Origin of the sequence: Oscillibacter acetigenes (assembly GCF_025567605.1) — a bacterium.
GTDB classification, from domain to species: Bacteria; Bacillota; Clostridia; order Oscillospirales; family Oscillospiraceae; genus Oscillibacter; species Oscillibacter welbionis.
In genome coordinates this window covers 271,611-297,320 of record NZ_JAOQKG010000001.1, presented here as the reverse complement: position 1 = coordinate 297,320, position 25,710 = coordinate 271,611, and the positions used below count along the sequence as shown (strand labels likewise).

Below are 25,710 nucleotides of genomic sequence, written 5' to 3'. Positions count from 1 at the left end.
ATTACCGCCTACTTCCTATTCCATATCGCTCAGAAAAAAATCCAGCAAATGTTCTCTGCCCTCCGGCTTACAGAGGGAGTAACTTTCCTGAATCTCGCCGTGCTCCATGTGGATAACAAAGTTACAGCACCGCAAAATAAATTCCGGGTCGTGCGTCACTACAACCACTGTTCTCCCATGCTCCGCAACTCTGTTCACCATCTCCGCCACCTGCCTCATGTGAAACAGGTCCAGCCCGCTGGTTGGCTCATCAAATACGATCAGCGGCCGTTCCGATGCAATCGCGGAGGCGACGGCCACCCGCTGCTTTTGTCCCCCGGACAGCCCCATGGGATGGCGCTCACGATATGGGAGCAGATCCATCGCAGCCAGCACAGCTTCCGCCTTGGCCCGATCCTCTGTACTCATACTCAGGAATAGTTCATCCAGCACGCTTTCTGTGAAAAGCTGGTGGTTTACATCCTGCATCACCATATAACAGAGCTTCAGCCGCTCTTTTCTGGAATAAATCCTGCTCCGTTCCTGCACAGTGCCGCCACACCGCTTTTCAAGCCCGCACAGGCAGCGGGACAGGGTGGATTTTCCCGCTCCGTTATGCCCAATGATTGCGGTTGCACCGCCAAAGGGGAATACAGCCTCGTCAATGTGCAGGGTTTCCGGCTGATGCTTGTATGCAAAGAAAAACTGGCGGATGTTCCATTCGGAGTCCCCGCCCCTGTCACAAGGCGCCGCTATGTTCCTTAAAGAGTTTAACTCCAGCGGCCGCAGCCCCATCTGATCCCTCTGCTCTGCGGGCAGGCTTTGGAATTCCTCGGCGGTGTAGTCGCCTTGGATCTCCCCATCCTTCATATAGAGGACACGGTCGGCCAGATCGCGTAAATAATAGAGCCGGTGTTCTGATATGACAATGGTTTTCCCCTGGGCCTTCAAGAGCATGAGCAGTTTTCGGAAATCCGCAATCGCGTAAGCGTCCAGATTGGAGGACGGCTCATCCAGGACATAAATATCCGGTTCGATTGCTGCCGCTGACCCGCAGGCGATTTTCTGCTTCTCCCCGCCGGAGAGGGAGAAGATGCTTCGGTCAAGCAGAGATTCCAGCTTCAGCTGCTCCGCCACCCGGCGGACCCGCTCGCGGACGGCCTTCTCGGGCAATCCGTGATTTTCCGGGCCAAAGGCCAGTTCGCTGGTCGTGTCCACATTGAAAAACTGGGAGCGTGGATTTTGGAACACAGAGCCTACCTTTTGAGAAATCTCAAAAAGCGACAGTTCGCGGGTATCTTTCCCATCCAGATAGACCGAGCCTGTAAAAGTCCCCTCGTGGTAATGGGGGATCAGGCCGTTCAGCAGACGGGTCAAGGTTGTCTTGCCGCAGCCGGAGGCCCCGCAGAGAAGAACAAAGGAGCCGTCCTCAACCGTACAGGTGATATGCTTCAGCGCCCCTTCCGTCAGGCATTTCCCATCCACAGGGCCGCTTGCCGGATAGGAAAACGACACATCTCTGCACGCAATCATGGCATTCACCCCCTTGCAGCCCACACATAGACTTGCGCGGCAAATGCCCCAAGGCAGATCAGGAGCAACACAATATCCTGTGCGCGAAACCCGATTTTACAGATGTTGGTCCGCTTGACCGGTCCGCCCAGGCCGCGGGTCAGTGCCGCCGCACTCAACTCTTCTCCAATCTTGACGGAGCAGATCATCATGGGAACCATGCGGTATTCCAGAATAGAGCCGGCCTTTCCACCGCCAAAGCGTACGCCGCGCATCCGCATGGCGTCCCCAATGGCGCTCCATTCTTCCGCCACCGTCGGGAAAAAGCGGAACATGACCGACATGGGGATTGTGATCTGCTGCGGCAAGTAAAGCCGCTCCATGGCGGCCACGAATTCGCTGACGGTTGTGGTCGTGACTACGAAGTACCCCATGACAATTCCCGGCGTAAACCGGAGGAACAGCCCCACAATGGCAACCGCGATAAAATTTGCAACCCCGGTCAGATAGGATAGTCCAAACAGTTCCAAGCAGAGGCTTCCTCCAAAAATCAGGAGATAGAGGACAGCGCCTTTCCATTTTCCTGCCGAGAGCAGAAGCAGCAGGGGGATCGCCGCCAGCACAATGATGTAATACTGCATGACGCCTTCATACGAGCCGCCCAAAATGAAAACGGCTATGGTGGTCAGCACCGCCAATTTTGTGCGGGGATCTAAAACAATCCCACTGTGGTTTTTCTGACTGGCAAGAAGCTCGCGGCTCATTATACAATTCCCGCCCGTTCAAAGTGCTTTTTGAAAATTTTGCGTCCAATCAGGCCGCCCACCAGCCCGCTGACAAAGGCCGCCACCAGAAGCACCGGCAAAATCCAGTCCGGCATATAGGCCATGAGCGTGTCTGCATATTCCTGTCCATAGCCGGGAAGGAGATTTTGATAGTAAGCGTCCCGTGTCACAACAATAGGGATGAACGCGCCGATCACCCACATGGAGAAAACGCCGTGGATCAGGACTTCGCGCTTGGCGTTTTTGTAGCCGCAGCCCCTCATCATGAAATCAGAGATCAATCCAAAAATCAGGCCGGTGGGGATGCACCAGTAGCCCATTCCGGTAAGCAGCATAATAATACCGAGCAGCAGGCCGCAGATGGTCAGCATACCAAACTTTTTGATTTTGGAGAAAAACAGCATCATGGGGATGCCGCCGACCAGCGGAACGATCACACTGATGAGCGGAATGAAAATAGGGATAAAGCCAATAGACGCCGCGGCAAAGATCACGATAAAGTAGATCGCCGTAAAAATACCGATGTTGATTAAATCTTTCCCTTGAAGCCTGTTCATTGAGAATCCTCCTACACATGATTGATTTTCGGATTAGGCAACGCTAACCGTCGTAATAGTAGCACAGATCAAATCACGCTTCTATGCACATACCGACAGTTTAGGCCCGAATAGCAAGGAGTTTTCTCTTCCATGTTGTTTGATGATTGACCCCTAAAGGGAGGCGGCCTATAATAAACTCAATCATTTTGCCGCGAAAGGGGGAAAATTTGTTGCGCGACATGATGGAAAGTATCCTGAAAAACAGTGATACCGTTTTGGGCGTAGAGTGGAAAAGCGGCCCAAATAGCAGCGAACTTCTTTTGGAGCAGGAGGACGGCCGCGGGAGGATGGTCTTCCACCCGCTCTTTCCGGGGGTAACCCTGGCGTTTATTCAGGTAAGCGCCTCAAATTGGCCGGAGTCCGAGGCAAATGCCGAGCTGCGGCCCCTGCTGATCAACTACTGCGTTGCAGGAAGAAGTGAGCTTCTTCTGGATGACGGAGCCTACATATACCTGAAGGAAAATGATTTTGCCGTCAGTGAGCAGACGGCCCAGGACGGCTATATTTTCCCCACCGGGCTCTATCAGGGCATCAAAATCTATTTTGATATAGAACAGCTCTCTCATCACGCTCAGGAACTGATGTCCGCTTTTGAACTGGATTTTACTCTGCTGCGTGAGAACTATTGCCGCAGACAAAAGACCTATATCAATGAGGCGGACAGCACACTTACCGCCATTTTCCACAAACTCTGGGCACTGTCGGAGCAGCCGTCTCTCTTTTATCTGCGCATCTATACGCTGGAACTGATTTACGAACTGCTCCATACAGAGCCGCGCCCTTCAAAAACCTGCGGCTTTTATACGGAACTTCAGGTGGGGATCGCCAAAAAAGCAGAACAAATCCTCACCGCAGATCTCCGGAAACACATCCCCGTGCGTCTGCTGGCGGAAAAATTCTCCGTTGGAGAAACCAGCTTGAAAAACTACTTCCGTGGGGTGTACGGCCAGAACATCTCCACCTATCTGCGGGAGGCCCGTATGAAAGCCGCCGCTGAATTTTTAGCGGACACCAGCCGCCCCATTGCGGAAATCGCGGAGCAGGTTGGCTATTCCAATCAGGGAAAGTTTGCAGCGGTATTCAAGAAGCAGTTTGGTATGTCCCCGCTGGAGTACCGGCGCGCACAGAAGCTGGCCGCACTTTAGGCGCCGCTTCCCATAAAATAAGCGCAGACCCTTGAAAGGCCGCCCGCATCCATAGGATATTGGCCGACAATGTTTCCCTGGGCGAAATGGATGATGTCCGTGCAGCAGTCCAGCAGCAGTTCCAGATCGTGTGTGATCACATAAACAGTGACACCTTCCGCGCTGAGCTGCCGCAAAACAGCGGCGACCTCTTTCATGTGCCGGTAATCAAGGCCGCTGGTGGGTTCGTCAAAAAAGAGAATAGACCGCTTTGACGCAATGGCGGATGCGATGGCCACCCTCTGTTTCTGCCCGCCGGAAAGCGACATGGGGTGCCTGTCTCTGAACGGGAGGAGATCCAGCCGGGCCAGGATTTCCTCTGCCTGTTTTGTATCCGGCTCCTCCATGCTGATCAACACTTCGTCCAGGACTGTTTCTGTAAAGAGTTGATGGTTTACCTCCTGCATGACCATATAGCAGGTGTTCAGCCGATCTTTCGGACGGTATCGCCTGCCGTTCCAGATTACCTCGCCGCATTGCTTCTCCAGCCCGCAGAAGCACCGTGAAAAGGTGGACTTGCCAGCCCCGTTATTACCAATGATGCCTACAATGCGGCCGGCCGGAATAGTGCAATCCTGTATGTGCAGGATTGCCGATCCGTGGGGATACGCAAAGCGGAACTGCTTCAGCTCCAGTTCCGTCCCTGTGCATTGCGGTGTTTGCGGCGGTTGTAATTGTTCCAGGGCGAAAGTGCGCAGCCCCATTTCCGTCCGGGCTTGCTCCGACAAGCCATTAAATTCCTCCGCAGTATATTCCCGTGTGATTTTGCCGCCCTTCATATAAATAAAACGATCCGCCAGACCGCAGAGATAATAGAGCCGGTGTTCCGATACGACGATGGTTTTCCCTTGACCTTTCCAGAAAGCCAGGGTTTTCCGCAGGTCGGAAATGGATGCCGCATCCAGATTGGAGGATGGCTCATCCAGTACCAGTACCTCCGGCTCCATGATCGACACGCCGGCGCAGGCAACTTTTTGTTTCTCCCCGCCGGAGAGGTGGAAGATATTCCGGTCCATCAGCTTTTCCAATCGGAAATCACAGACCGTCCTCTCCAGCCGCGCCCGGATTGTTTCTGCCGGCTGGCCCAGATTTTCACAGCCAAAGGTGATCTCGCTGGTTGTATCTACATTAAAAAACTGGGAACGCGGGTTTTGGAACACGCTGCCCACGATTTTCGCCGTATCATAGAGCGGTTGTTTTGACACTTCAGCCCCGTTGACCCACACGCCGCCGCTCATCTTCCCTTCGTAATAATGGGGGATCAGGCCGTTGATCAGGCGGGTGATCGTGGTTTTTCCGCAGCCGCTCTCGCCGCAGAGCACGGCAAACTCGCCGCGCTTGATCTGAAGCTCAATGTCCCGAACACCACCGGTATGCTCCGTTTCTTCTCCATAAGAGAAGGTCACATGGTCAATCTGAATCATCCTCTGACACCTCCCCAAAAAGCGATCTGCGGCTGGAGCAGAAACAGAGCGAAGCAGGCGACGCAGAACAGCGCCGCCATAAGATCCTGTGCATGAAACCCAAGCCGGCACAAATTGGTACGCCTTCCCGGAGCCCCAAGGCCCCGCGTTAAGGCGGCAGCGGAAAGTTCATCCCCGATTTTGACCACGGATACAATAAGCGGTACCAGCCGGTACTCGACCATCAGAAACGGGTTCTTTCCTCCGAAGCGTATCCCGCGCATCTTCATAGCGTCCCGGATGGCCTGATACTCCTCGCTGACGGTGGGAAAGAAGCGGAAAATCACCGACAGCGGGATCACGATCTTCTCCGTCAGGTGCATCCGCTCCATGGCGCCAATGAATTCGCTCACCGATGTGGACGCAATCAGATAGGCGCCCATCATGATACCGGGTGCAAAGCGGGTCATGATGGATGTGACCGCCAGCAGGACAAAGGAGGGAAGCCCGCTTGCCCAGATCAGGGCCACACGCTCCAGCGCAAAACAGGCTGCGTACAAAATCAGGTACTTTGCCGCCGTCTGAAATCGTCGCTCGGAGAGGATCAGGATAAATGGGACGAGGCTCAAAAGTGGCTTTATCAAATTCATGATCCCCTCGTTGCTGGTACTGAACATCAGGGTGGTGATGGTCAGCAGAAGAAGCAGCTTGGTGCGCGGGTCCAGTTGGATGCCTTTCTTGCTTGCTGTTACTGTGGGGTATGATGCGCTGCTCATTACGCAATGCCCGCCTTGGCAAAGTGCTTTTTCAGGAGGGCCTTGCCCAGCAGTCCACCGAAAATGGCGAATATAAAGATTCCTGCAATTACCAGGATTATGCTCCACATCGGCATGACAGCCATTACCTGATCCGCATATTCCTCTCCGAAGCTGGCCGCAAAGCTCGCCCAGGAGTCTTCCACCATAAAGTACATGGGGATATAGGTACCCACCATCCAAAGGCTGAACACCGCATACCCCAGCAGGCTCTTTTTGGCGCTCTTATAGCCTCCGGATTTCAAAATCAGGTCACCCAGCAGTCCAAAAACAGCCCCCAGAGGGACGCCCCAGAAGCCCATGCCGGTCAACCCCATCAGCAGGCCGCTCAAAATGCCCATAATGGTGACCATCCCGAACTTTTTCACCCTTGTCAGGAACAGCATAAATGGGATGCCGGTGATCAGCGCCCAAAGCGCCCCCAGGACGGGAAGGAAAATTGGTACAAACCCGATGGGAATTGCGACACAGCAGCCGATGACAAAATACAGTACTGTGAACAGCCCAAGGTTGATCAAATCTTTTGCCTGAATCTTGTTGTTCATAAGAAACACCTCCGCATTCATTGGTTAGCTCATTCTAACCCCGTCATAGAATACCATACCCGGACTGGCGTTTCTACAACTGAACAGCTTTTTAGCTCCAATCAACACCGAGTTTTTGAATTGACGAGCCAGACTCTTCACGCCTATAATATAGCAAAAAGCAATTCTTTTCTTGTGGAGCCAGGAGGAGGACTCACCCATGAACATTGATGAGATTATCCGAAAATGCGTCGAAGTTCCCGGAATATCTATCGAACGGGGAGAATACAGCGCGGGGCTTTTTCTAAATGAGAAGGACGGAAAAGGCTCTGTGACATTTTTCCCGCTTTTCCCGGGACTGACACTGGCTTATATTTCAGTAAACGCTCCGCTCTGGACAGCACCGGATTTTCGAGGAGAGGGCTCTGATGAAAAAGGCCCGCTGCTTCTGAACTACTGCGTAACTGGGCGCTGTGAGATCATTCTGAATAACGGAAATTTTGTGTATGTGACGGATGGGGATCTGTCTCTGACAGAACATTTTGCTCAAAGGCAGTATGTCTATCCACGCCGTATCTACGAGGGGCTGGAGTTCTTTGCAGAGCTTGATACGCTTGCGGCGCAGAGTGTATGGCTTCTGGAGGAATTCGGGCTTGATTTTCACGGCGCCACGGAGCGATTCTGCCCGAACGGAAGTACCTACATCTCCAAGACTGTCCCCGACGCGGAAGAATTGCTGAAAAAACTATGGTCACTGTATCATGAGCCTATGCCCTTTGCTGTAATGCAGATGAAGATCTATTCTCTGGCGCTGTTTTCGCTACTGATGGCGCAGAAGGAAATCCCTCCGTCCCAAGTCTGCGCCTATTTTACAGAAACGCAGGTGAGCATTGCAAAACAGGTGGAACAGATTATCACAGCCGACCTGCGGCAGCATCATCCGGCCTGGGAACTGGCCGCGAGGTTTTCTATCAGCGAAACCAGTATGAAAAATTATTTTCGCGGCGTCTTCGGGCAAAACATATCGGCGTATCTCCGGGAGGTCAGAATGAGAAAAGCCGCGGAACTGTTGGCGGACGGCCGTCTTTCGGTATCTGAGGTGGCGGAACAGGTCGGATACATCAACCAGAGCAAATTCGCCGCGGTATTCAAGAAGCAATTCGGCATATCCCCGTTAGAGTATCGGCGCAGGAAGCACTTGGAGCGCCTTAGCCATGAGTAACTTTGACGGACAGAACACACAAATATCTCAAGATTTTACAGTATCCAACTTGCCCGGCTCCAAAAATCAATGTTACAATATCCGGGAGGTGGTGTCTGTGGAATTAAACTTTGAAGGCGTAGTTGTCGGCGTGATGTCCCTTGTGATCATTGGGGCGTTCCATCCTCTGGTGATCTGGTTTGAGTATCACTTCACACAGAGTGTCTGGCCGGTATTTTTGATCGCGGGCCTGCTCTGCCTGATCGCCGCGCTTTTCATCCAGGGCCTTTTCTCTGTCCTTCTGGGGCTGCTGGGCGTTGCCTGCATATGGAGCATCCGGGAGCTGAAGGAGCAGGCCCGCAGGGTGGAGCGGGGCTGGTTTCCAAAAAATCCAAAGCGGAAATAGGCAGGGGGCCTGCCTATTTCCATCCTCTTGACAGAGTGTGTATGGTTTTATATAATTGTTATGCGGTTAGCGATAACTAACCTTGAAGCATATTCTATTATGCAAGCAAAATTACGATAGAAAAGAGGACAGATTATGTTCAATCACCTGGAATCCTTGGGAACGCAGGAAACCCCCGTCAAAGTCGATCTTCTGCACCTGGACCCCACAGACCCGGACGGCGGATGCCGCTGCGGGAAAGACAACGGCGGGCACTGCTGTGGGCGGCACAGCCACACGCAAGAGCAAGCGGAACTTTAAGGCCGACCTGATCCTATGGAAGCACCGGTTATCTATGGCCTGCTGATCCCTTTTGTGGGCACCTCGCTGGGGTCCGCCTGCGTCTTTTTCCTGAAGAAAGGTTTGGGAGATCGGGTACAGCGAGGATTGACCGGCTTCGCCTCCGGTGTCATGGTAGCCGCGTCTATTTGGAGTCTGCTGATCCCCGCCATGGAACAGTCCGCCGGGGAGGAGGCTTTGGCCTTTTTGCCAGCGGTCATTGGCTTTTGGGCCGGTATTCTCTTTCTGCTGGGGTTGGATCATCTAATCCCACACCTCCACCAAAAGAGTTCCCACGCAGAAGGGCCTCATACGCAGCTGCGGCGTTCCACCATGATGATACTGGCTGTTACCCTCCATAACATCCCGGAGGGAATGGCAGTAGGTGTGGTCTATGCAGGCTATCTGGCCGGAGAGAGTCAAATCACCATGATGGGCGCTCTGGCCTTATCTCTGGGCATCGCCATCCAGAACTTCCCCGAGGGGGCTATTATCTCAATGCCCCTGCGGGCGGAGGGAATGAACAAGTCCCGGGCCTTTTTGGGGGGCGTACTCTCCGGCGCGGTGGAACCGCTGGGTGCCCTGCTGACGATCCTGGCCGCGGGGCTGGTAGTTCCGGCCCTTCCATATCTGCTGAGTTTTGCCGCCGGCGCAATGATCTATGTGGTGGTGGAAGAATTGATCCCTGAGATGTCTCAAGGGGAGCACTCAGATGTTGGTGCGCTGACCTTCGCTTTGGGTTTCACTCTGATGATGGCACTTGATGTGGCACTGGGCTAAAAGCAAGTCTCACAAACATACGCATAGACGAAAAATATCCCCGGCTAACCGTTTGCGGTCAGCCGGGGATATGCTTATTGCCCGGGCGGCAGCAGATTGGTCATGCTTCGCAGGCTGATGCCCAGAGTAGACAGGTTGTGGAGCGTGGCAGAGGTGGCCGGCGCCAAGATGCCCAGGGCTCCCAAGGCGATGAGTCCGCCGTTGAAGCCGATGACAAAGCGGTAGTTGGACTGGATGCGGTTCATCAGGGCCACGGACAGCCGCCGCAGCTGTACCAGTTCGAACAGGTCGTTTGCCGCGATGGTGATGTCCGCGATCTCCCGGGCGATGGCGGCACCGTCGCTGATTGCGATACCAACATTGGCAGCGGACAGAGCCGGGGAGTCGTTGATCCCGTCGCCGATCATGACCACCGTGCGGCCCTGTGCGCGTTCGGCCTGCACGAAGCGGGCCTTGTCCTCCGGCAACACCTCAGCCCGGTACTCGTCCACCCCCACCTGGGCGGCGATGGCCGCCGCGGTGCGCTCACTGTCGCCAGTGAGCATGACGATCTTGCCCACTCCCAAGCCGTGGAGGGCGGCTACCGCGTCCGCAGCCTCGGCGCGCAGCGGGTCGGAGATGCAGATAACCGCGGCCAGCACGCCGCCAACCGCCAGATACAGATGGCTGTACTGCTTGGGCAGGGTGTCGAAGGCGGCCTGCTCTCCCGGCGGGACAGTGCAGCCCTCATCCTCAAAGACGAAGTGGGCGCTGCCAATGATGACCCGCCTGCCGTCTACCGTACTGGCGATGCCGTGGGCCACCAGGTACTCCACCTGGGAGTGCATCTCCTCATGGGCCAAATCCCGCTCCCTGGCGGCCTGAACCACGGCGTTGGCCATGGAGTGGGGGAAATGCTCCTCCAGGCAGGCGGCCAGCCGGAGCATTTCCAGCTCCTTGTTCCCACCGAATGGGACCACCTGAGCCACCACGGGGTTGGCATGGGTCAGGGTACCCGTCTTGTCAAAAACAATGGTATCCGCCTGGGCCACAGCTTCCAGGTACTTTCCACCTTTCACGGTCACATGGAAGCGGCTGGCCTCGCTCATGGCGGAGAGAACCGCCAGGGGCATGGACAGTTTCAAAGCGCAGGAGAAGTCCACCATCAGCACGGACAGGGCGCGGGTGACATTGCGGGTGAGCAGATAGACCAGCACACTCCCCGCCAGCGTGTAGGGTACCAGTCGATCAGCCAGATGCGCTGCGTGATTTTCCGCTGTGGACTTGAGCTGCTCCGACTCCTCAATCATGGCCACGATCTTGTCATAGCGGCCCTTGCCGGACTGCTGGGTGACCGTAAGGACGCACTCGCCCTCCTCCACCACCGTTCCGGCATAGACGCTGCTCCCAGGCCGCTTGGGGACGGGGATGGACTCGCCGGTGAGGGACGCCTGGTTGAGCATGACCTCGCCCTCCGCAATGGTGCCGTCCAGGGGAATCATGCCGCCCATGCGGATGACCACCTGATCTCCGGCCTGTACCTGGTGGAGCGGGACCAGTTCCTCTCCGCTTTCGGTTTTCATCCAGACCCGGTCGATATTCAGGGACATGCTCCTGGCCAAGTTTTCCACGGACTTTTTGTGGGTCCACTCCTCCAGAAGCTCGCCCAGCCGCAGCAGGAACATCACGGAACTGGCCGTGTCGAAGTCCCGCCGTACCATGGACAGGCAGACGGAGATTCCATCCAACAACTCCACATGGAGCTGTCTCCGCAGCAGACACCGAAGCGCCCGGAACAGATAAGGAGCCGACCGAATAACTGTGTAGACCGCACGAAGCGGAGCCGGGAAGAACAGGGATCGGACGGCCTTAAACGCCACCATACCCACCAGTTTTTCCTCATAGGCACGGTTGAGCGCCCGGCTGCTGTGGACCGGGACCAGCTCCGCCAGCGCATGATCCTGATAGGAGAAGCCAGCGAGAATCCTCAGTAAATCCTTCCGATCCCCCTGATACTCGATCACTGCGCAACGAGTTCTTTCATGGACAGACGCACACTCCACCTGCGGCAGAGTCAGCAGCCACGCCTCCAGCATATCGGCCTGCTCCAGCGTCATGCGCTGCTGCACAGCCTGAACACGGATTCGCCCGCGGCATTCGTGTTTGATTTGAAATTTCATGATTGCCTCCACAGAACAAGAGGGACCGCCCCCGGCGGCCCCTCTCTCATTTCTTGCGCGTTACGCTTCAGAGCACTCCACGCTGGCTGCCTCCTCCGCTTTCGCACGCTGCTCGTTGATCTCCTTGGCGGAAGCCAGGATGTCAGCAGCATTCTCCTGAACGGAAGTGACCGTTTCCATCACGGACTCCTGCACACGCAGTGCGGCCGCGGTCATGTGGGTATAGGCCTTCTTCGCATCCTTGCTGGACAGCAGCTTGAAGCCGGCAGAGCCGAACAGCACCCCGCCCACAAACAGGGCGGCTCCTTTATGGAAATTCATCATTATGGTGTTCACCTCACATTCAGCGGTGCCGGTACCCGGTAATGAAAGTCATGACCATGCAGATAACAGCGCCCCAGGCCCAGAAACGGTGGTGCTTCATTGGATAGTCCCTCCCTCGCCAGACATGGCACCTTATTTGAGCACACATAATAACATACGGTTCTTAGGTTTTTCTATCTGTTTCGGACGAAAACCGTTGCAAATAGATTTTTATTTGCGTTCCGGCGAAATTGGGAAGGAGGCATATGGTAGCACTGCTTGAACGCGATGCCGAACTGGCTGACGCTGGAATATCCTACCGCTGCAGAAATCTGGAGTACACTCTGGGTCGTAGTCGTGAGGAGTTCCGCGGCCCGGGCCATACGCTGCTCCAGGAGATACTGGTGAAGCGGGACCCCATACACCTGACGGAAGCAGGATTTCAACGCCGTGCCGGAGATCCGGAACCGCTGGGACAGCATCTGAATGGTCAGCCGTTCATCCAAGTGCCCCACCATGTATTTCTGGACCTCGCGTATGGTGTCAATCTGGCTTTGGGTATGGTAATCGCACTGCGGAGGCAGGGCCAGTCCCTCCCGCTGCGCGTGGAGCAGGAACAGGACTTCCAGCGCCTTGATGACATAGTAATCTCCGATATGTCCCGGCTGCATGTAATCCAGGGCAGAAAACAAGGCTTCGCTCCAGAGTGCCGCTCTCAACATGCAGGGATCGTTCCAGGCGCGGGAGATGGACTCTCCCAGGTCGGAGTGCACGGCACGCAGGGCCGACCATGCGGTTTTCGCTTCCATCCGAACAAGGGCGCCGTAGAATGGCTCTGAAGCAAACCGGCCCCGATACGCTTCTGTACGGACCGGGAGAAACAGCACCTGATCGGCGCTGAGGCTAAGACGCCGGTGGCCGGCCCATTCCAAAATAAGCCCGCCTTTGCGGCAGAATAGGATCTCCAGCGCCTCAGACTCCTGAATAAACAGGAACTCTTCCGAGGGGGGTACTCCTTCCAGCCGGAAGATAGCCGCCTGCTCCGCGGGCAACTGGGTAACGGTCCAGCCGTCCCAGGATAAAAGTGCGTCCAGCATGGCGCTTACTTTCGGAAGGAGAACAGGCCCTTCTTCTCATAAGGGGCTGACTGGATGGAAAGGACCTGATAGCCTGTGGCGGAGATTGCACCGCGCAGGGTGTCCTCGTCCAATCTATTCTCACACAGAATCTGCGTCTGCCCTTTGCTGTGAGACGAGGTGACCTTTTTAACGGGAAATGCCTTGCGGATCGCGTCGTTGACATGGGCTTCACACATAGAGCAGGCCATTCCTTCCACCACGATGGTATATTGGAGCATAACAGTTTCCTCCCCATTTTGTTAGTTTTAGCTAACCTCTCAGCAAAATGAAACGCCAAAGAAACAGTTTTCAGGTACCTTCGCGTATCTGAACTCCTGATCTTGGCGCCCAGAAGTTAGTTCTTGCTAACCCAATAATAGCATAAATCTCAAGATTCTGCAAGTCTTTTGGTGGGCGAAGCAATCATAAGTGTGCGTTTTACAGCCAATCTATCCTGGCAAAAAGCGCAACTGTTCAAAGAATGAAAAAGGTGGTATGCTCTACTTGTATTTAGGTCAGATTTTGTAGGTCAGATTTTTACCCGGGAGGGGTCAATGCGCCCCGAGCGGAGACTTGTCAGAACCTAAATACCGGACCGACCACGCACAAAAACCGCAGTTACCCCATTCAGGGGTGGCTGCGGCTTTTTTGTGCATCAAACACAGAAAGGAGACAGACCATGAATGAGCACAAGCAAACTGATGAAGGTCACCTACTACGACCCCAAAAGCCAAATCCGCCTCCTCTGCTACGCCGACACCGTAGTATGGGACACCAAACCCACGCCGACCCTTACCGCTTTGCGGTTTGGCGGCTACCCGGAGCGTGTGCAGGGACTCGCAGACGCAATTTATGGCGGGGCTACCATCGAAATCGAGGACGGTAAAGACACCTACTCCTTGAAAACCCTCACCAGGCAGTACCGCCGGGAACTCAGCCATGACGGAGTGTACGCAGAGGCTACCCTGATCGCGGAGGATGACGGCCAATCCGCCAAACAGAATTCCGGCGACAAGGATGACTCGAAGCCGGACAAGGACAAGAACGACGAGGACGACGATCAAATCCAGCAGGATCTCCCGCCGCGCAATACCTACATTTTCTGCACACCGGGGGAACGCCGGGAGCTGTTCGACGCGGTGGACCAAAAGACCGCCGTTCCCATGATCCCGGAGTACCAGGATTATGTCCTCACGGAACTGCAAAAGAGGAATATCCTGCGGCCGCTTCAGGTCAAGTCACTGTCCCGTAAGCTGGAGGCGTGGCTTCTGCGCTGTGAGGAGAAGGACAAAAACATCGTCGCGGTCATGGAGGATGGACTCAAAAGCGGAGCGATCTCCATTCCGGGTGCGACCGTCGGCCTAAACCCGCTGGACGAAATCAACTCTATCACGGAATACCTCAATACCTTCGGCGTTACCGTGGCGGAGCGGATCAAGAAGCTGTTCGTACCGCTCTTTGACCCTGCGACGGAATCTCTGTCCCCGGAAGTGCTGGCAATCAACCAGTACATTGAGGAGCACGCCGGCTATCCCCTCTACGACGCCCAGCTTGCGGTGGCAGAGGCCATCAAGCGCCAGCTGGAGCGGAGCAAGGTGGGGCTCATTGTGGCGGAATGTGGGTCCGGCAAGAGCAAGATCGGGGCGGTATCCATCGCCGCAACGGCTGCGGGACTTCTTTCCCACCAGATGTCCGTCAAGGTGAGCAAGACTTTTAACCTGATCCTGTGCCCCTCCCATGTGACCGAGAAATGGGTGCGTGAGCTGGAGGAGACCGTACCGAATGCCTTCGCCGCCGTAGTCCATACCCCTGCGGAGCTGGATCACCTGTACCAGATGTTTGAGCGGGGAAACAAATTCTGTTTCGCCGTCCTCTCCAAGGAAAAGGCCCGGGATGGCTATATGAGGGCCCCGGCGGTCATTTACCGGCCGTGGAATCGCGAGGCGCTTCCCATTGAGCGCAATCCTCCGCTTCACGATGGGGCGGACATAGACGGCAACCCGCACAAGCAGGTGTTCTGCTGCCCGGAGTGCGGCGCCGTGGTCATGGCCGAATTTACACAGGACGGCGTATCCTATCGGGTCCCGGCCAAGTCCTACTATTTTCGGCGGGAGCACAGCGGCAATCACAAATGCGCCGCCTGCGGCGCCTCTCTGTGGTCAGCCCTGAATCCGGATGCCTGGCGCAGGCAGAAAAAGTGGGCCAAGATCGGGGATTACGGCTTTGTTTACCGCCCGCTGGTCTATGAGCACTTCAAAAAAGCCGGCGGAGAGGGTCAGCTCCAGAAGCTCTATGAGATTCAAGACCACCCGGACGCCTGCTTTCCAGCCAGAGGCGCTTACCGCGCTTATGCGCTGAGCTCCTACATCAAACGCAAGTACAAAGGCAAAATCTATGGCCTGATTGTGGATGAACTTCACGAATACTCCAATAAGTCGGGCCAGGGAGAAGCCATGGCCGAGCTCTACGGCACGGCAAAAAAGGTGGTAGGCATGACCGCCACCCTGATCAACGGGTACAGCTCGGGGATATTCCATCTCCTCTACCGGATCTGCCCCGCACAGATGCGCAAGGACAACAAACGGTATGAACATCCCTCCAAATTTGATGCGGAGTACGGCGTGATCCAGAACATCTATGTGGAACAGGAGCCGGAATACAATTCCAACCGCCGTACCGTGCAGAGCAAGAAGAACTCCCGGCTTCTGCCAGGCGTCTCGCCGCTGGTCTATTCCCGCTTCCTGCTGGACAAGGCCGCGTTTCTTTCCCTGACCGACATGGGCAAGGACCTGCCGGAGTACGAGGAGATCCCTGTTGCGCTGAAGATGCCCGCAGCGGTGGAAGCAGAGTACAAGGAGATCGAAAAAGAACTCAAATTTGTCCTCAAAAATGACAAAAAGGCCGCAAAGAAAATTTTGTCCGCCTATCTCAATCTTCTGACCGCCTACCCGGATCAGCCCTATGAGCAAAAGCCCGTTTATCATCCTTTGGACGGACATCCGATTGTGACCCCGGAAGACACGGTGGCTCCCGGTACGATCCTCCCCAAGGATGAAGAGGTGCTGAATATCGTGGAGCGGAAGATTGCCGCAGGGGAAAAGGTGCTCATCTACACCAACTGGACGCGGCTGGACAGCCAGATGAGGCTTCAAACGCTGCTAACCGCCCGTGGGTGGAACACCATCATTATGCCGGCCAAGGTCAAACCGGCAAAGCGGGAGCAATGGGTAGCGGACCGGCTCAGCGCCGGGCTCCAGGTCCTGATTGCAAATCCGACCCTTGTGCAAACAGGCCTTGACCTGAACGCTTTTACCACGCTGATCTTTTATGACACCGGCTATAAGCTGTTCACACTGAGGCAGGCCAGCCGGCGGAGCTGGCGGATCAACCAGACCGCCCCGCGGGTAGAGGTCTATATGTTTTACTATCGGGACACCATGCAGCACAAGGCAATCAAGCTCATGGCCTCCAAGCTGGCTGTGGCGGGAATTATCGAGGGCTCGTTCTCAGAGGAGGGCCTTGCCGCTATGTCCGAGTGCGAGGATATGACCACTCTGATGGCCAAGGAGCTCATGCTGGGCATCAAGGACAGCGTGGAGGATGTTTCCGCCATGTTCAAGCGCATGGCAAATCTCAAACCGCAGGCCGCCGCATGGTCTATTTTTGCGGAGGCCCCCACCGCCCAGGATGAAACGGTACTGGTAAGGAAAGCAGTCAATGAGCCAATCGTGGAATTCACCTTTGGGAATCCAGTCCCGCTCCAGACGCCAAAGCCGGTTATCACGGCAACATCTGTTTCGACACCTATGCCGAAGGCCGCAGTCAAGCCCCCCGCAAAGCGCAAGTCGGCCAAGGCTGTGATCAGCGAGGACCAGATCCCGCTGTTCAAAATTGCATAAAGGAGAATGACCTATGAATGACAATCCTTTTGAAATCAAGGAGGAAGCGTGCGCTTCCTCCCCGGACCACCGCCGCTACCTGCTGATCCAGGCCGTAGACACGGAGACCGGGGAAATCGTTTGGGCCGTGGGCGACGACCAGATATGTGCCGTCACCCGTGCCGACTTTATCCGAACGCCTGAAATCCGGTACAACGATGTTCTCATCCGGGAGTTTCCCTACAAGGAGAACACACCGGAGAGCGTCGGCCGCTGGCGTCCTCTGATTGAGGAACTGGTAAAGCTCACGCTGGCAAAATACCGGACGCTGGACGGCCTTGCCCGTGCATACCCCCAGTGGGTCCCGGAGGAAACGGTTTTGCCGTTCCCCCGGCAGGCTCTTGAGAGCGCCGAGTACATCATTTTCCACGACAATGGGATATGCGAGATGATTCCGCGTGCGGGCAGTTCCAAGGCAAACAGCGTCCCGCCCGCCGCCGTTGATTGTGGGGAGGAGTGCTGAAATGCTCGTTCATGTCAAACGCGATGAACTCCTTGCCATCGCCGCCCAGACCGCAAAGGCGGCGCCGAAAACCGCAACCTCAGAGGCAGTCCTGGGCATTCATGTAGAGGCGGACAGCCGAAGGTCCATGCTCACGCTGACCGCTACCAACTACGAAATCGTGATCCGCGCATCCATGGGCGCCTCTGTGGAACAGTCTGGAAGCGTTGTCATCAGCGCCGCCTTATTCCCCGCGGCCATAGCCAGCCTTCCCGAACAGGGTGTGGATCTGGAGACGGAACATCCCGGCCAGCTGACCATTCGCTCCGGGCACGCACGATTTCGCCTGGCCGCGCTCTCCGGGGACAAGTACCCCATGCCGGAGCTTCCCTTTCCGGACGACACCCTGCCTGTCAGCGGGCTTCGTTCGCTGGCGCGCAATACGCTGTTCGCCGTTGCGGAAGATGGAGTGCCATCGCTGCCAATGAAATGCGTCCGGCTCCATGTCGGACCGGACGGACTGAAAGCGTCCGCCTCAAATGGCTTTTGCATCATGGAGGCAGACGGCGATAAGCAGTGCAAAGGGCAGATCGAGCTGCTGCTGCCTGCCCGATCTCTCAAAGTCCTGGCCTCCCTCTCAAATGACAGCGATGTTTACGAGATGGGGGTGACCGGGAAAAGCCTGGTGTTCTGGAGCGGCACCCTGCTCTTTTCCGCCCGGCTGGTGGAAGGGAAATTCCCGAATACCAGAGGTGTTTTTGAGCAGTTCAAGTGCCAATACTCCGTCCACCTGGATGCTGCCGAGTTCATCCGCGCCCTTGAGGTCGCGGAGTCCGTCTCGGAAAGCAATCACCGGGTCGAGCTTGCCTTTGGTGAGCATGAGATTACGGTAAGCGCCGAAAGCGCCTGCGGCAGATCTTCCGCCCCGGTCAAGGCCCTGGTGCTCAATGCACCCAAACAGCCATTTTACTACAACTCCAGGAAACTGCTGGAGTATTTGCGCCTGGAGAAGGAGAAGATCACGCTGGAATTTGACAAATCCGGCCTTCTCGCGGTCCGTTCCGGCTCCACCCGATATGTGCAGTCTCCCATGAGGGCGCCTGTTCAGGCGGCTGAAACCGGCAAGGCGGCGTAAGAAACGGAGGCGATCCATGCCTATATGAAAATTCCCACGATCTGCCGCTACTGCGGCGGAAAAATCATCAAGTCCACGACCCGGGCGCTCTACCCCAAAGGCAGCGAGCCGATTTATCTGTGCGTCAACTGCAATGCCTATGTGGGCTGCTACCCAGATGGGAGCCCCATGGGGAAGGTTGCAAACACCGTTTTGCGGCTGAAGCGTCAGGAGACGCATCGGATCTTCGACCGCTTTTGGCGGGAGCAGGGCTGGACGCGGAGCGCGGCCTACCGCTGGCTGGCGCAAAATCTTCACCTGAAGGAACACGAAACCCACATCGGCATGATGGAAATGGACGAGTGCGAACAGGTGATCCGACTATGCCGGAAATACGGCAAACATAAAAAGGAGGCGGCATAATGCCAACTTGTCAAAAGCAGGACCAACTCTGCCGGTGCATCGACTGGCACGATGAAGATTTCGATGTGGAAATCGACCACTTCATCCAAAACTTTGAATTTCTCCATGTGGAACTGGAGTATGCTTCCCTGGATGCAAGGGAGCCTGTCCGTGTGTGCAGAATCGGCCGGTGCCGTATATGCGGAGGCCGTATGTGCAGCGGCTCAACCCTGCCCTCTGAAAAAACGGTCAGAGAACTGATGCCAACAATCTTCCTTTTTGCCGGTCTGGCGTTCCGGCAGTTTGAATATTCTCTTCCGGCCGGGACGGACAGCTTTCAGGCGTTGTTTCCGACGCTGTTTCACGAGGAGGACCAGGCCTTTGCAAAGCAATGGCTCTCAGAGCCGGAAGGGCAAAAACTCATTGAACTGTTCCGTGACGATGAAAGTGAGGCGCAGTGAGATGAAGGACAAGAAAATCACCTTTTCTGAGCCCAGCTGCCGCTTCGGCTGCCCGCATTTCAAGGTCGTCGGATCTATGCTGAGCGAAACCTGCTACTGCATGAAAAAGGGCAAAAAAGGCAGGCGTTTTGGGAAGAAAGACCTGAAACGCAGACCTCCCGAATGGTGCCCCCACCGCCTGAAAACACCCGTCTGCCGTATCTATGGATTTAAGGACGAAATGCAGGAGGCCCTGGAGCGGGACAGCCGGCTGAACTTTGAGCCGGACAAACACGATTGGTATTTTCCATTGGCCCACCGCTACCAGCTCCGGAGCGAGTTTCCACTGGGCATGACTGCTGAGCAGTTTTACAACGCGCTCCAGGAGGAGCCGGTGGAGAGTGTGCTCAACGGCACGCCGCTGAAAAATGGCGAATTGATCGAAATTGACGACGGCCTGGCTTCTCATTTCTTCTACTGTTACAGCCAGAGTACCGTCCTGCCGGCAAAGGTGTTCGGCCTCGAACATGAGGGAGGCGCACACCATGCCTGAGCACACCGCCGCTCCAAGTGAGCAGACAGCACCCATGCGGCTTGCTAAAATCCTGGATAGCTTTATCCCGGGGATGCACGACACTCCCTGCAGAATCGCTATCTTTACCGATGGCCACAAAATCAAAGTGTTTGAAAAGGTCTATTTCCGCAGGCCGGCGTTCGATCCCCCACTTCCGCAGACCTGGGAGCGAAACTACTGGCTGGAGCGGTATCTGACCCCGCAGGCGGTGGAAAACCACCTGCGAAAAAACGGACTGTTAAAGGAGAATAGCCATGAATGAGCATCAAGCCTGCACTTGTCCCGCCTCAAAGAGCGGGAGTTTCCAGATCGCCACAGACCATTACAGCCGCAACTTCATTCCTACGGGCTGGAAGCTGGAGTACGCCTCTCTTGAGCAGCACGAGCCACAGCGGTTTCTGTATATGACCGGCTGGTGCCTGCGCTGTGGTGGGCAGGACCTGCAATGCGGCGTATCTATCCCGGATGAGCTTTCCGGCGACGCTCTCCTGGAGCGTATCTATCGGGAGATGGAGCACTACCGTCCCTTTGAACACCGGCGCAGTGACGGTACATACAATCGCAGCCTGTTAGGACGCGCAGCGTGGTACATGGAACAGGACGATCTCACGCTGGGTGAAAAAAACGCCCAGTTCCTCAAGCTGTTCCACGAGGAGGATCAGCGCGCAGTAGAGGACTGGATCTGCCGCAACCGGGCTGAGGAGCCCTATACCGTCCCCCGGCGGGACCGGAAAAGCACGCTGCTGTACGCCGTGCTGGACCGGGCCAGGGCCAACGGCGATCTGAGGGAGATCGAGCCCATTTTGGACTACTATCTCCCCAACAAAAATGAGCCGCTGTCTCCGGATAAGGACTCCTATCTGACAAACTACGCCTTTTCCGCAGTATCTACCATAGACTTTGGCTGCGAGGGGATCTATGTGGAGCTGTTCCTTGAGGGACAGTTTGACGAGTCCGGAAATGACCGCTGCTCCATCGGCACATTCAAGACGCTTCGGGACGACGCCGAGGCCTGTCGGCTGATGGGCCAGCTGTGCGGGGTGTTGATGTACCATACAGCGAAATATGTCAACGAAAACCTGCACCGCTATACGCCAAAGCGGGAGCTGGAAGCGGAGCTGCATAGAAAATCCGCCGTGACGGAAAGTACCAGCGAGGACAGCCGCCATGCCTGAGCCTTTGCGCAATCAATCCGGGGCGGAGCAGGAACTCCCCCAGTATATCGAATGCCTGCTGAGCGTCAGCGGGGACGCGGCGTTTCTCAACACCTTTGACAAGGCTTTTCGGAGCGGATGCGGCCCACAGTGGGCCGACCGCCCCCCAAACACCAAGCCCAGGTATTCGTTCCACGCGCTGTTTCCGGTGCCGGAGGAGATCCAGCGCCGCGGCTTTCTCAAGGCCGGGCGCCTGTGGTGCGCGGATTATTGGGAAGCCGGCGGAGACCTGTGTGAAATGCAGGTCAAACGGGTATTGGGAGAACGGCGCTACCGTTTCTTCGTATGGGACACGCTCCCCAAAAATATGTTTCGCGTTGTCTCTCGGGATTATCCCACCCTGAAGTTTTGCTTGACCGCGCTTATCAAGGATGACAATTCCGTACTATGGGACAACGAATTGACCCTGCGCGAGTACATGATCGCAAATGGGCGGTACATGGGAAGCTACCGCCGGAATGAAACCGATGCTTTCGCCCAAATAAGAGAAGGGATGGGTTTTCAGCCATGACCTTTTTAGAGTGCTGCCAAACTGTACGCGAACATGGGCTGCGTATGATCCGCCCGCGGGAGCATACTCCCGGATTGTATGACATACGCGAGCCCTTTGAAGCGGGGGCCGGCTGGGTCTGGCTGGACGCGACCACTGCGAATGTCGTCTGCCAGATCTTCGACGCCCTCTCACCGGACCGGCAAGAGACATTCAAGACCCTGCCGGCGTCCGTAATCCTGAAGTTCTGCTGGAGGATTGCAAATGGCATATAGCCTTTATCTGATTCGCAACACCAGAGATACCGATCACCTGTACTATGCCGAGCATGGCGAAATAGGCGGGGTCCCGGATGCCGTCGGCTATGATGAGCCGCCCCACGCCATGAAATTCCGTACCCATGAGGAGGCGCAGGCATACATCGACACCCAGCTCCCGGAGTGGGCAAGAGACTGCCATCGTCCGGCGGAGCTTACCGCCTCGCATTTTACCTGGCTTGGCTGTGGAATTACGGCTATGCTCCGCAGCGGCAAACCGATCCCAGACCGCCTGCTGGCGCCGACACCCGGCCGGCTTCGTCTCTGGAGATGCTAAAGGAGGAAAAACAAATGAGTCAAACACTGAGAAACAAGATGCTCGCCCGGATGGAGGAAGTCCGGGCACAGGTGGCCGAGCGTGATGAACTCATTGAGATCATCGCCATCGCCCTGCTCACCCGCAAGAATGTCTTTATTTTGGGCGATACCGGCCAGGCCAAGAGCGCCGTTATCAACCTGTTCCGCGCCGGCATCACCGGCGCCAACCAGTTTGAGCGGCTGATGTCCAAGCAGACCGATGAAGAGGCGTTGTTCGGGCGTCTGGACCTCTCCAGCCTCATCCCCGGCGGCGTGCCGGAGGAGGTGTTGGAGAAAGACCAGCACTATCAGGAGCTGCGCCGGAAGCTGGAGACGGCGCTTCAGACCGGCGGGCCGGACAGCGCAAGTCAGCTCGCGGACCTGACTGCGGAGATGGAACAGTACCGTAAAGCGCTCGCTGAGCTGCACAGCGGCGAGCCCCGGATCATCACCAAAGGAAAGTTGCCGGACAGCCACATTGTCTTTTTAGACGAGATTTTTAAGGCCGCCGACGGTATTCTCAACGCCCTCCTGACCGCGCTCAACGAGCGCCGGTACACCAACGAGGGCAAAACCATCCACATTCCCGCGATCTCTTTCTTTTCCGCCTCCAATGAAATTCCGAATTTCGCAAACCCGGAGGAAAAGATCCTCAAGCCGCTCTATGACCGGTTTGAACTCAAGGTGGTCACTGAGTATGTGGAAGACAGGGATGCCCGCCTGACGATTCTGAAGCAGAAGCAGGCGGCGCAGGGCACGGCGCAAAATCCGTCGGCCGTCATTTCCCTGGCGGAGCTGCAGGCTATGCAGGACGAAGTGCTTCAGGTCCGCGTCCCGGACCAGGTGAATGAGCTGATGGACGATGTGTTGTGCGAGCTGCGCGGCAAGGGCATCCATATCTCTGACCGGAAATATTTTAACTACGCCCCTATCGCACAGGCAAAGGCCTGGCTCAGCGGCAGGGACACCGTGGAGCCGTCTGATCTGACCACGCTCTGCGCCTACCTGTGGACCGCTCCGGAGGAGCGGACTATCATCCAATCCACCTTGGAGCGGATGTGCAACGATCCCCTCAAGGACCGGCTGGACACCATTCTGGCGGAAGCCGTGGAGGGGTATCAGGAGTTTACCGATACGGCCGACGCCCCTGCGGCCCGCCGGATCGGAAAACTGCGGGATGAATTTATGTCCCTCTATATCACGCTCAGTCAAATGCTCTCCAATGCTCAGAGCGATGCGGAGCGGGAAAAGATCAACGCCTGTCTGGAAGAACTGGAGCGGTACAGCAAGGAGGCCCATGCGTCGGTCCAATACTCTTATGTTCCGCTTCGGGAGCTCTATGACCTGAAGACCAGTTGACAGCATCCAATGATAAAGAAAGAGGTGCCAATTATGTTAAATTACAATCTGCCGCTGACTGAGGCTGAATCAGAATTTGCTGCCGAACATCACTCCGTTATCTATGGGTATCTGCGCAAGGCGGGGCTGCCGGAGGATGACTTTTACGATGTTGTGGTCTTTGGCTACCTGCGGGCAGTCCGCAAATATCTGGCCCGGCCAGAACTGCGCAAGTACAGCTTTTCCACCATTGCCTACCGGGCCATGAGCTGCGATGTCCACCACTCCAAGGAGTATTGGATGCGCAAGAAGCGCCGTGCCCTGGTAGAGTCCCTGGATGAAGAGCTTCATACCCGGGATCTGCTGGACCCCGTATCGGCGGCCTATGAAAATGTGCTGTCTTTTCAGGAACTCTCCGGCAAGCTGACGCAAAAGCAGCGGCAGATCGCCGCATTGCGCGCACAGGGCTACCACGACCTGGAGATTGCCCGTATGTTTCAGGTCAAACCCGGTGAAATCAAGCTGGAGATGGACCAGGCGCGCTCGAAGGTCGTGCCGTTCCCCACGGAAACCGCCGCACTTGCGGCTTAAATTCAGGAGGTATCCTATGTCGAACATGAGCTACTGCCGATTCCAAAACACCTATGGAGATGCGGCCGAGTGTCTGGACGCACTGGAGCAGCAAAAAGAACTCAGCGGCGACGAGTACAACGCCGCCCGGAATATGTTCCTGGAATTTCTGCGCTTCTGTGTAGATATGGAGATCATCGAGGATTTCGATAAGGAGCGCTTTGGCGAATACCTCGGCGAGCTTCGCACCGGGAGGGACTGACATGGCAAATTGCCTTGAGATCACTCTCTGGTATCCGGAAGACAAATTCAATGCGCTATCCACTGCACTGGAGCCTGCGGGCTCCAGTGTGGAGGAAGAGCTGGGCAGGGTCTTGACGGAACTCTACGAACGCCTGGTCCCATCCGAACAGCGCGTTGAGATTGCCGAAAAGCTGGCCCGGGAGGAACAGCATGAAGCGGAGGAGCGGGTGCGGCACGAGGCGGAGACCTACCGCGTGTCCGTCCTCAAGCTGACCGCCGGCCGGGCCTGCGAGTACCATAAGCTCACGCGGGCCTGGGACCTCCTTGCCCTGGCCGCCTTTATCCGGGAGACGGTGCGAAAGTCGCCGTCATCCCCAAGCGGCGATTTTCGTTCCAGGCTGGGAGAGACGGAACGCCTTTCTACTCAAGACTTTGCCGAGCTGTCGATGGCGCGCTTTCGCAATGATCCTCATGTGAACGGTGCCTTCCAGGTCGATTTTCCCTCCGGAAGGTTTTCCTTTGTCATGCCCGGCGAGGGCTGGCGGAGCTATGCGCTCAAAGACATCTCCGCCGCTATTTACAAAGCGGGGCGGAAAAGCGGCCTGTCCAAGCTGGAAAGGCTTCACCGATTCTTCGACGCTCTGACCGACAAGCTGTATTTCACCTCGGAGGTTGAGTGGAACGGAGGCTCCGGCGATGTGTAAAGATTCGGAAAAGGACTGTAACACCTGCCGCCACAATCCCGGCTGCCTGAAAAAGGGGCTGGCAGTCTTTCTCCTGTTCATCCAGACTGGCCGCGACCGGGAGCTCTCCCGTGACCCTGACGGCCATCTGAAGACGGCATTTCGGTGCCGGGACTGGGAGGAGAAAGCGCCATGAGCTACACTGGCGGCGGCCCGTATTACGCGCAGCAGTACCCGGAGTACAACGGCATTCTGTGGAATGGGCGCTGTGGAAATCCTGAGTGCATATATCACTGGCATCCTCCAGAGGATGCTCCGGCGGAGCCTTCCCACAAGGAGGGCAGCTCCGGATGATGAAACTGTTCCGAGTCCATCATGTCCATGCCAATGGGCTGGAAACCCTGGCGCTGACGGTCAGCGCCGGCGGTCTGAAAAGCGCGGTCAAGCGGGTGCGCGAGCACCCCTTGATCCGGCTGCCAAATGGGACTTACTACATCTTTGAAGCAGGCAATTACAGTGATGGCCTGCAAATCACATTCTCATGATCAAGAGGAGGACAACC

General features: G+C 56.1%; 32 protein-coding genes. 21 read left to right on the top strand and 11 right to left on the bottom strand.

All coding sequences use genetic code 11. The features are described from left to right. Positions 1-15: 15 nt before the first annotated feature. From OCV80_RS01550 to OCV80_RS01540, 3 genes are read right to left on the bottom strand one after another with little or no spacing between them, the layout of a single operon-like run. Entirely contained in the window at positions 16-1,512 is a 1,497-nt protein-coding gene (locus tag OCV80_RS01550; RefSeq protein ID WP_147570975.1) for an ABC transporter ATP-binding protein, read from the bottom strand. Positions 1,513-1,517: 5 nt separating this feature from the next. Beyond that, complete coding sequence (locus OCV80_RS01545) at positions 1,518-2,255, bottom strand: energy-coupling factor transporter transmembrane component T (RefSeq protein ID WP_147570974.1); 738 nt, start codon at positions 2,253-2,255, stop codon at positions 1,518-1,520. After that, positions 2,255-2,833, bottom strand: a complete 579-nt coding sequence (locus OCV80_RS01540) for an MptD family putative ECF transporter S component (protein WP_055269768.1) — start codon at positions 2,831-2,833, stop codon at positions 2,255-2,257. Before OCV80_RS01540 ends, OCV80_RS01545 begins: the two co-directional genes overlap by 1 nt. Positions 2,834-3,054: 221 nt before the next feature. On the opposite strand from OCV80_RS01540, the gene OCV80_RS01535 reads away from it, so the two are divergent. Then, positions 3,055-4,020, top strand: a complete 966-nt coding sequence (locus OCV80_RS01535; RefSeq protein WP_147570973.1) for a helix-turn-helix transcriptional regulator — start codon at positions 3,055-3,057, stop codon at positions 4,018-4,020. Here OCV80_RS01535 and OCV80_RS01530 read toward each other — a convergent pair. From OCV80_RS01530 to OCV80_RS01520, 3 genes are read right to left on the bottom strand one after another with little or no spacing between them, the layout of a single operon-like run. Beyond that, on the bottom strand, positions 4,017-5,483 hold the full coding sequence (locus OCV80_RS01530; RefSeq protein ID WP_147570972.1) for an ABC transporter ATP-binding protein: 1,467 nt from the start codon (positions 5,481-5,483) through the stop codon (positions 4,017-4,019). The two genes, OCV80_RS01535 and OCV80_RS01530, sit on opposite strands and share 4 nt — an antisense overlap. Then, on the bottom strand, positions 5,480-6,238 hold the full coding sequence (locus OCV80_RS01525) for an energy-coupling factor transporter transmembrane component T (protein WP_147570971.1): 759 nt from the start codon (positions 6,236-6,238) through the stop codon (positions 5,480-5,482). Before OCV80_RS01525 ends, OCV80_RS01530 begins: the two co-directional genes overlap by 4 nt. Continuing rightward, positions 6,238-6,822, bottom strand: a complete 585-nt coding sequence (locus OCV80_RS01520; RefSeq protein ID WP_147570970.1) for an MptD family putative ECF transporter S component — start codon at positions 6,820-6,822, stop codon at positions 6,238-6,240. Before OCV80_RS01520 ends, OCV80_RS01525 begins: the two co-directional genes overlap by 1 nt. A 199-nt stretch (positions 6,823-7,021) precedes the next feature. On the opposite strand from OCV80_RS01520, the gene OCV80_RS01515 reads away from it, so the two are divergent. From OCV80_RS01515 to OCV80_RS01505, 3 genes are all read left to right on the top strand, one after another. Next, on the top strand, positions 7,022-8,023 hold the full coding sequence (locus OCV80_RS01515) for an AraC family transcriptional regulator (RefSeq protein ID WP_147570969.1): 1,002 nt from the start codon (positions 7,022-7,024) through the stop codon (positions 8,021-8,023). A 97-nt stretch (positions 8,024-8,120) separates the two neighbouring features. Next, positions 8,121-8,408, top strand: a complete 288-nt coding sequence (locus tag OCV80_RS01510; RefSeq protein ID WP_267288151.1) for a DUF4491 family protein — start codon at positions 8,121-8,123, stop codon at positions 8,406-8,408. 315 nt (positions 8,409-8,723) lie between these two features. After that, entirely contained in the window at positions 8,724-9,506 is a 783-nt protein-coding gene (locus OCV80_RS01505) for a ZIP family metal transporter (RefSeq protein WP_147570967.1), read from the top strand. Positions 9,507-9,580: 74 nt separating this feature from the next. On the opposite strand, the gene OCV80_RS01500 is transcribed toward OCV80_RS01505, so the two are convergent. From OCV80_RS01500 to OCV80_RS01485, 5 genes are all read right to left on the bottom strand, one after another. Next, positions 9,581-11,665 carry a heavy metal translocating P-type ATPase gene (locus OCV80_RS01500; protein WP_147570966.1) on the bottom strand — a complete coding sequence of 695 codons (2,085 nt, stop codon included), beginning with the start codon at positions 11,663-11,665 and terminating at the stop codon, positions 9,581-9,583. Positions 11,666-11,725: 60 nt separating this feature from the next. Then, entirely contained in the window at positions 11,726-11,989 is a 264-nt protein-coding gene (locus OCV80_RS01495) for a DUF6110 family protein (RefSeq protein ID WP_267288150.1), read from the bottom strand. 19 nt (positions 11,990-12,008) lie between these two features. Further along, on the bottom strand, positions 12,009-12,089 hold the full coding sequence (locus OCV80_RS16500; protein ID WP_226923292.1) for a DUF6219 family protein: 81 nt from the start codon (positions 12,087-12,089) through the stop codon (positions 12,009-12,011). Positions 12,090-12,162: 73 nt separating this feature from the next. After that, complete coding sequence (locus tag OCV80_RS01490; RefSeq protein WP_147570965.1) at positions 12,163-13,065, bottom strand: helix-turn-helix transcriptional regulator; 903 nt, start codon at positions 13,063-13,065, stop codon at positions 12,163-12,165. A gap of 5 nt (positions 13,066-13,070) precedes the next feature. Beyond that, positions 13,071-13,325, bottom strand: coding sequence for a heavy-metal-associated domain-containing protein (locus OCV80_RS01485; RefSeq protein WP_147570964.1), 255 nt, complete (start codon positions 13,323-13,325; stop codon positions 13,071-13,073). A gap of 444 nt (positions 13,326-13,769) precedes the next feature. Here OCV80_RS01485 and OCV80_RS01480 point away from each other — a divergent pair, with 444 nt between their 5' ends. The 17 genes from OCV80_RS01480 (at position 13,770) to OCV80_RS01400 (ending at position 25,693) form a co-directional block, all read left to right on the top strand. After that, a complete protein-coding gene (locus tag OCV80_RS01480; RefSeq protein WP_147570963.1) occupies positions 13,770-16,985 on the top strand; it encodes a DEAD/DEAH box helicase in 3,216 nt (1,071 codons plus the stop codon). A gap of 13 nt (positions 16,986-16,998) precedes the next feature. Next, positions 16,999-17,487 carry a hypothetical protein gene (locus tag OCV80_RS01475; protein ID WP_147570962.1) on the top strand — a complete coding sequence of 163 codons (489 nt, stop codon included), beginning with the start codon at positions 16,999-17,001 and terminating at the stop codon, positions 17,485-17,487. Position 17,488: 1 nt separating this feature from the next. Continuing rightward, positions 17,489-18,601, top strand: coding sequence for a DNA polymerase III subunit beta (locus OCV80_RS01470; protein WP_147570961.1), 1,113 nt, complete (start codon positions 17,489-17,491; stop codon positions 18,599-18,601). A gap of 24 nt (positions 18,602-18,625) precedes the next feature. Further along, positions 18,626-19,003, top strand: a complete 378-nt coding sequence (locus OCV80_RS01465) for a zinc-finger-containing protein (RefSeq protein ID WP_009259419.1) — start codon at positions 18,626-18,628, stop codon at positions 19,001-19,003. Positions 19,004-19,068: 65 nt separating this feature from the next. Further along, positions 19,069-19,443: a hypothetical protein gene (locus tag OCV80_RS01460; protein ID WP_267288149.1), complete on the top strand. Its 375-nt coding sequence runs from the start codon at positions 19,069-19,071 to the stop codon at positions 19,441-19,443. A 1-nt stretch (position 19,444) separates the two neighbouring features. Continuing rightward, positions 19,445-19,975 carry a hypothetical protein gene (locus OCV80_RS01455; RefSeq protein ID WP_147570959.1) on the top strand — a complete coding sequence of 177 codons (531 nt, stop codon included), beginning with the start codon at positions 19,445-19,447 and terminating at the stop codon, positions 19,973-19,975. Then, positions 19,968-20,258, top strand: a complete 291-nt coding sequence (locus OCV80_RS01450) for a hypothetical protein (RefSeq protein ID WP_147570958.1) — start codon at positions 19,968-19,970, stop codon at positions 20,256-20,258. Before OCV80_RS01455 ends, OCV80_RS01450 begins: the two co-directional genes overlap by 8 nt. Next, positions 20,251-21,171, top strand: coding sequence for a hypothetical protein (locus OCV80_RS01445; RefSeq protein WP_147570957.1), 921 nt, complete (start codon positions 20,251-20,253; stop codon positions 21,169-21,171). The genes OCV80_RS01450 and OCV80_RS01445 overlap by 8 nt, the downstream gene beginning before the upstream one ends. Then, a complete protein-coding gene (locus OCV80_RS01440; protein WP_147570956.1) occupies positions 21,164-21,721 on the top strand; it encodes a hypothetical protein in 558 nt (185 codons plus the stop codon). The genes OCV80_RS01445 and OCV80_RS01440 overlap by 8 nt, the downstream gene beginning before the upstream one ends. A 243-nt stretch (positions 21,722-21,964) precedes the next feature. Beyond that, positions 21,965-22,294: a hypothetical protein gene (locus OCV80_RS01435; protein ID WP_147570955.1), complete on the top strand. Its 330-nt coding sequence runs from the start codon at positions 21,965-21,967 to the stop codon at positions 22,292-22,294. 14 nt (positions 22,295-22,308) lie between these two features. After that, positions 22,309-23,673, top strand: a complete 1,365-nt coding sequence (locus OCV80_RS01430; RefSeq protein ID WP_147570954.1) for an AAA family ATPase — start codon at positions 22,309-22,311, stop codon at positions 23,671-23,673. A 33-nt stretch (positions 23,674-23,706) separates the two neighbouring features. Next, entirely contained in the window at positions 23,707-24,243 is a 537-nt protein-coding gene (locus OCV80_RS01425; protein ID WP_009259427.1) for a sigma-70 RNA polymerase sigma factor region 4 domain-containing protein, read from the top strand. A 16-nt stretch (positions 24,244-24,259) separates the two neighbouring features. Beyond that, entirely contained in the window at positions 24,260-24,484 is a 225-nt protein-coding gene (locus OCV80_RS01420) for a hypothetical protein (protein WP_009259428.1), read from the top strand. A gap of 1 nt (position 24,485) precedes the next feature. After that, the gene (locus OCV80_RS01415) at positions 24,486-25,169 is read left to right on the top strand and encodes a hypothetical protein (RefSeq protein ID WP_009259429.1); all 684 of its coding nucleotides are present in this window, start codon (positions 24,486-24,488) and stop codon (positions 25,167-25,169) included. After that, complete coding sequence (locus tag OCV80_RS01410) at positions 25,162-25,344, top strand: hypothetical protein (protein ID WP_009259430.1); 183 nt, start codon at positions 25,162-25,164, stop codon at positions 25,342-25,344. Before OCV80_RS01415 ends, OCV80_RS01410 begins: the two co-directional genes overlap by 8 nt. Further along, positions 25,341-25,502, top strand: a complete 162-nt coding sequence (locus tag OCV80_RS01405; protein WP_009259431.1) for a hypothetical protein — start codon at positions 25,341-25,343, stop codon at positions 25,500-25,502. The genes OCV80_RS01410 and OCV80_RS01405 overlap by 4 nt, the downstream gene beginning before the upstream one ends. Continuing rightward, entirely contained in the window at positions 25,499-25,693 is a 195-nt protein-coding gene (locus OCV80_RS01400) for a hypothetical protein (protein ID WP_009259432.1), read from the top strand. The genes OCV80_RS01405 and OCV80_RS01400 overlap by 4 nt, the downstream gene beginning before the upstream one ends. Positions 25,694-25,710: the final 17 nt, after the last annotated feature.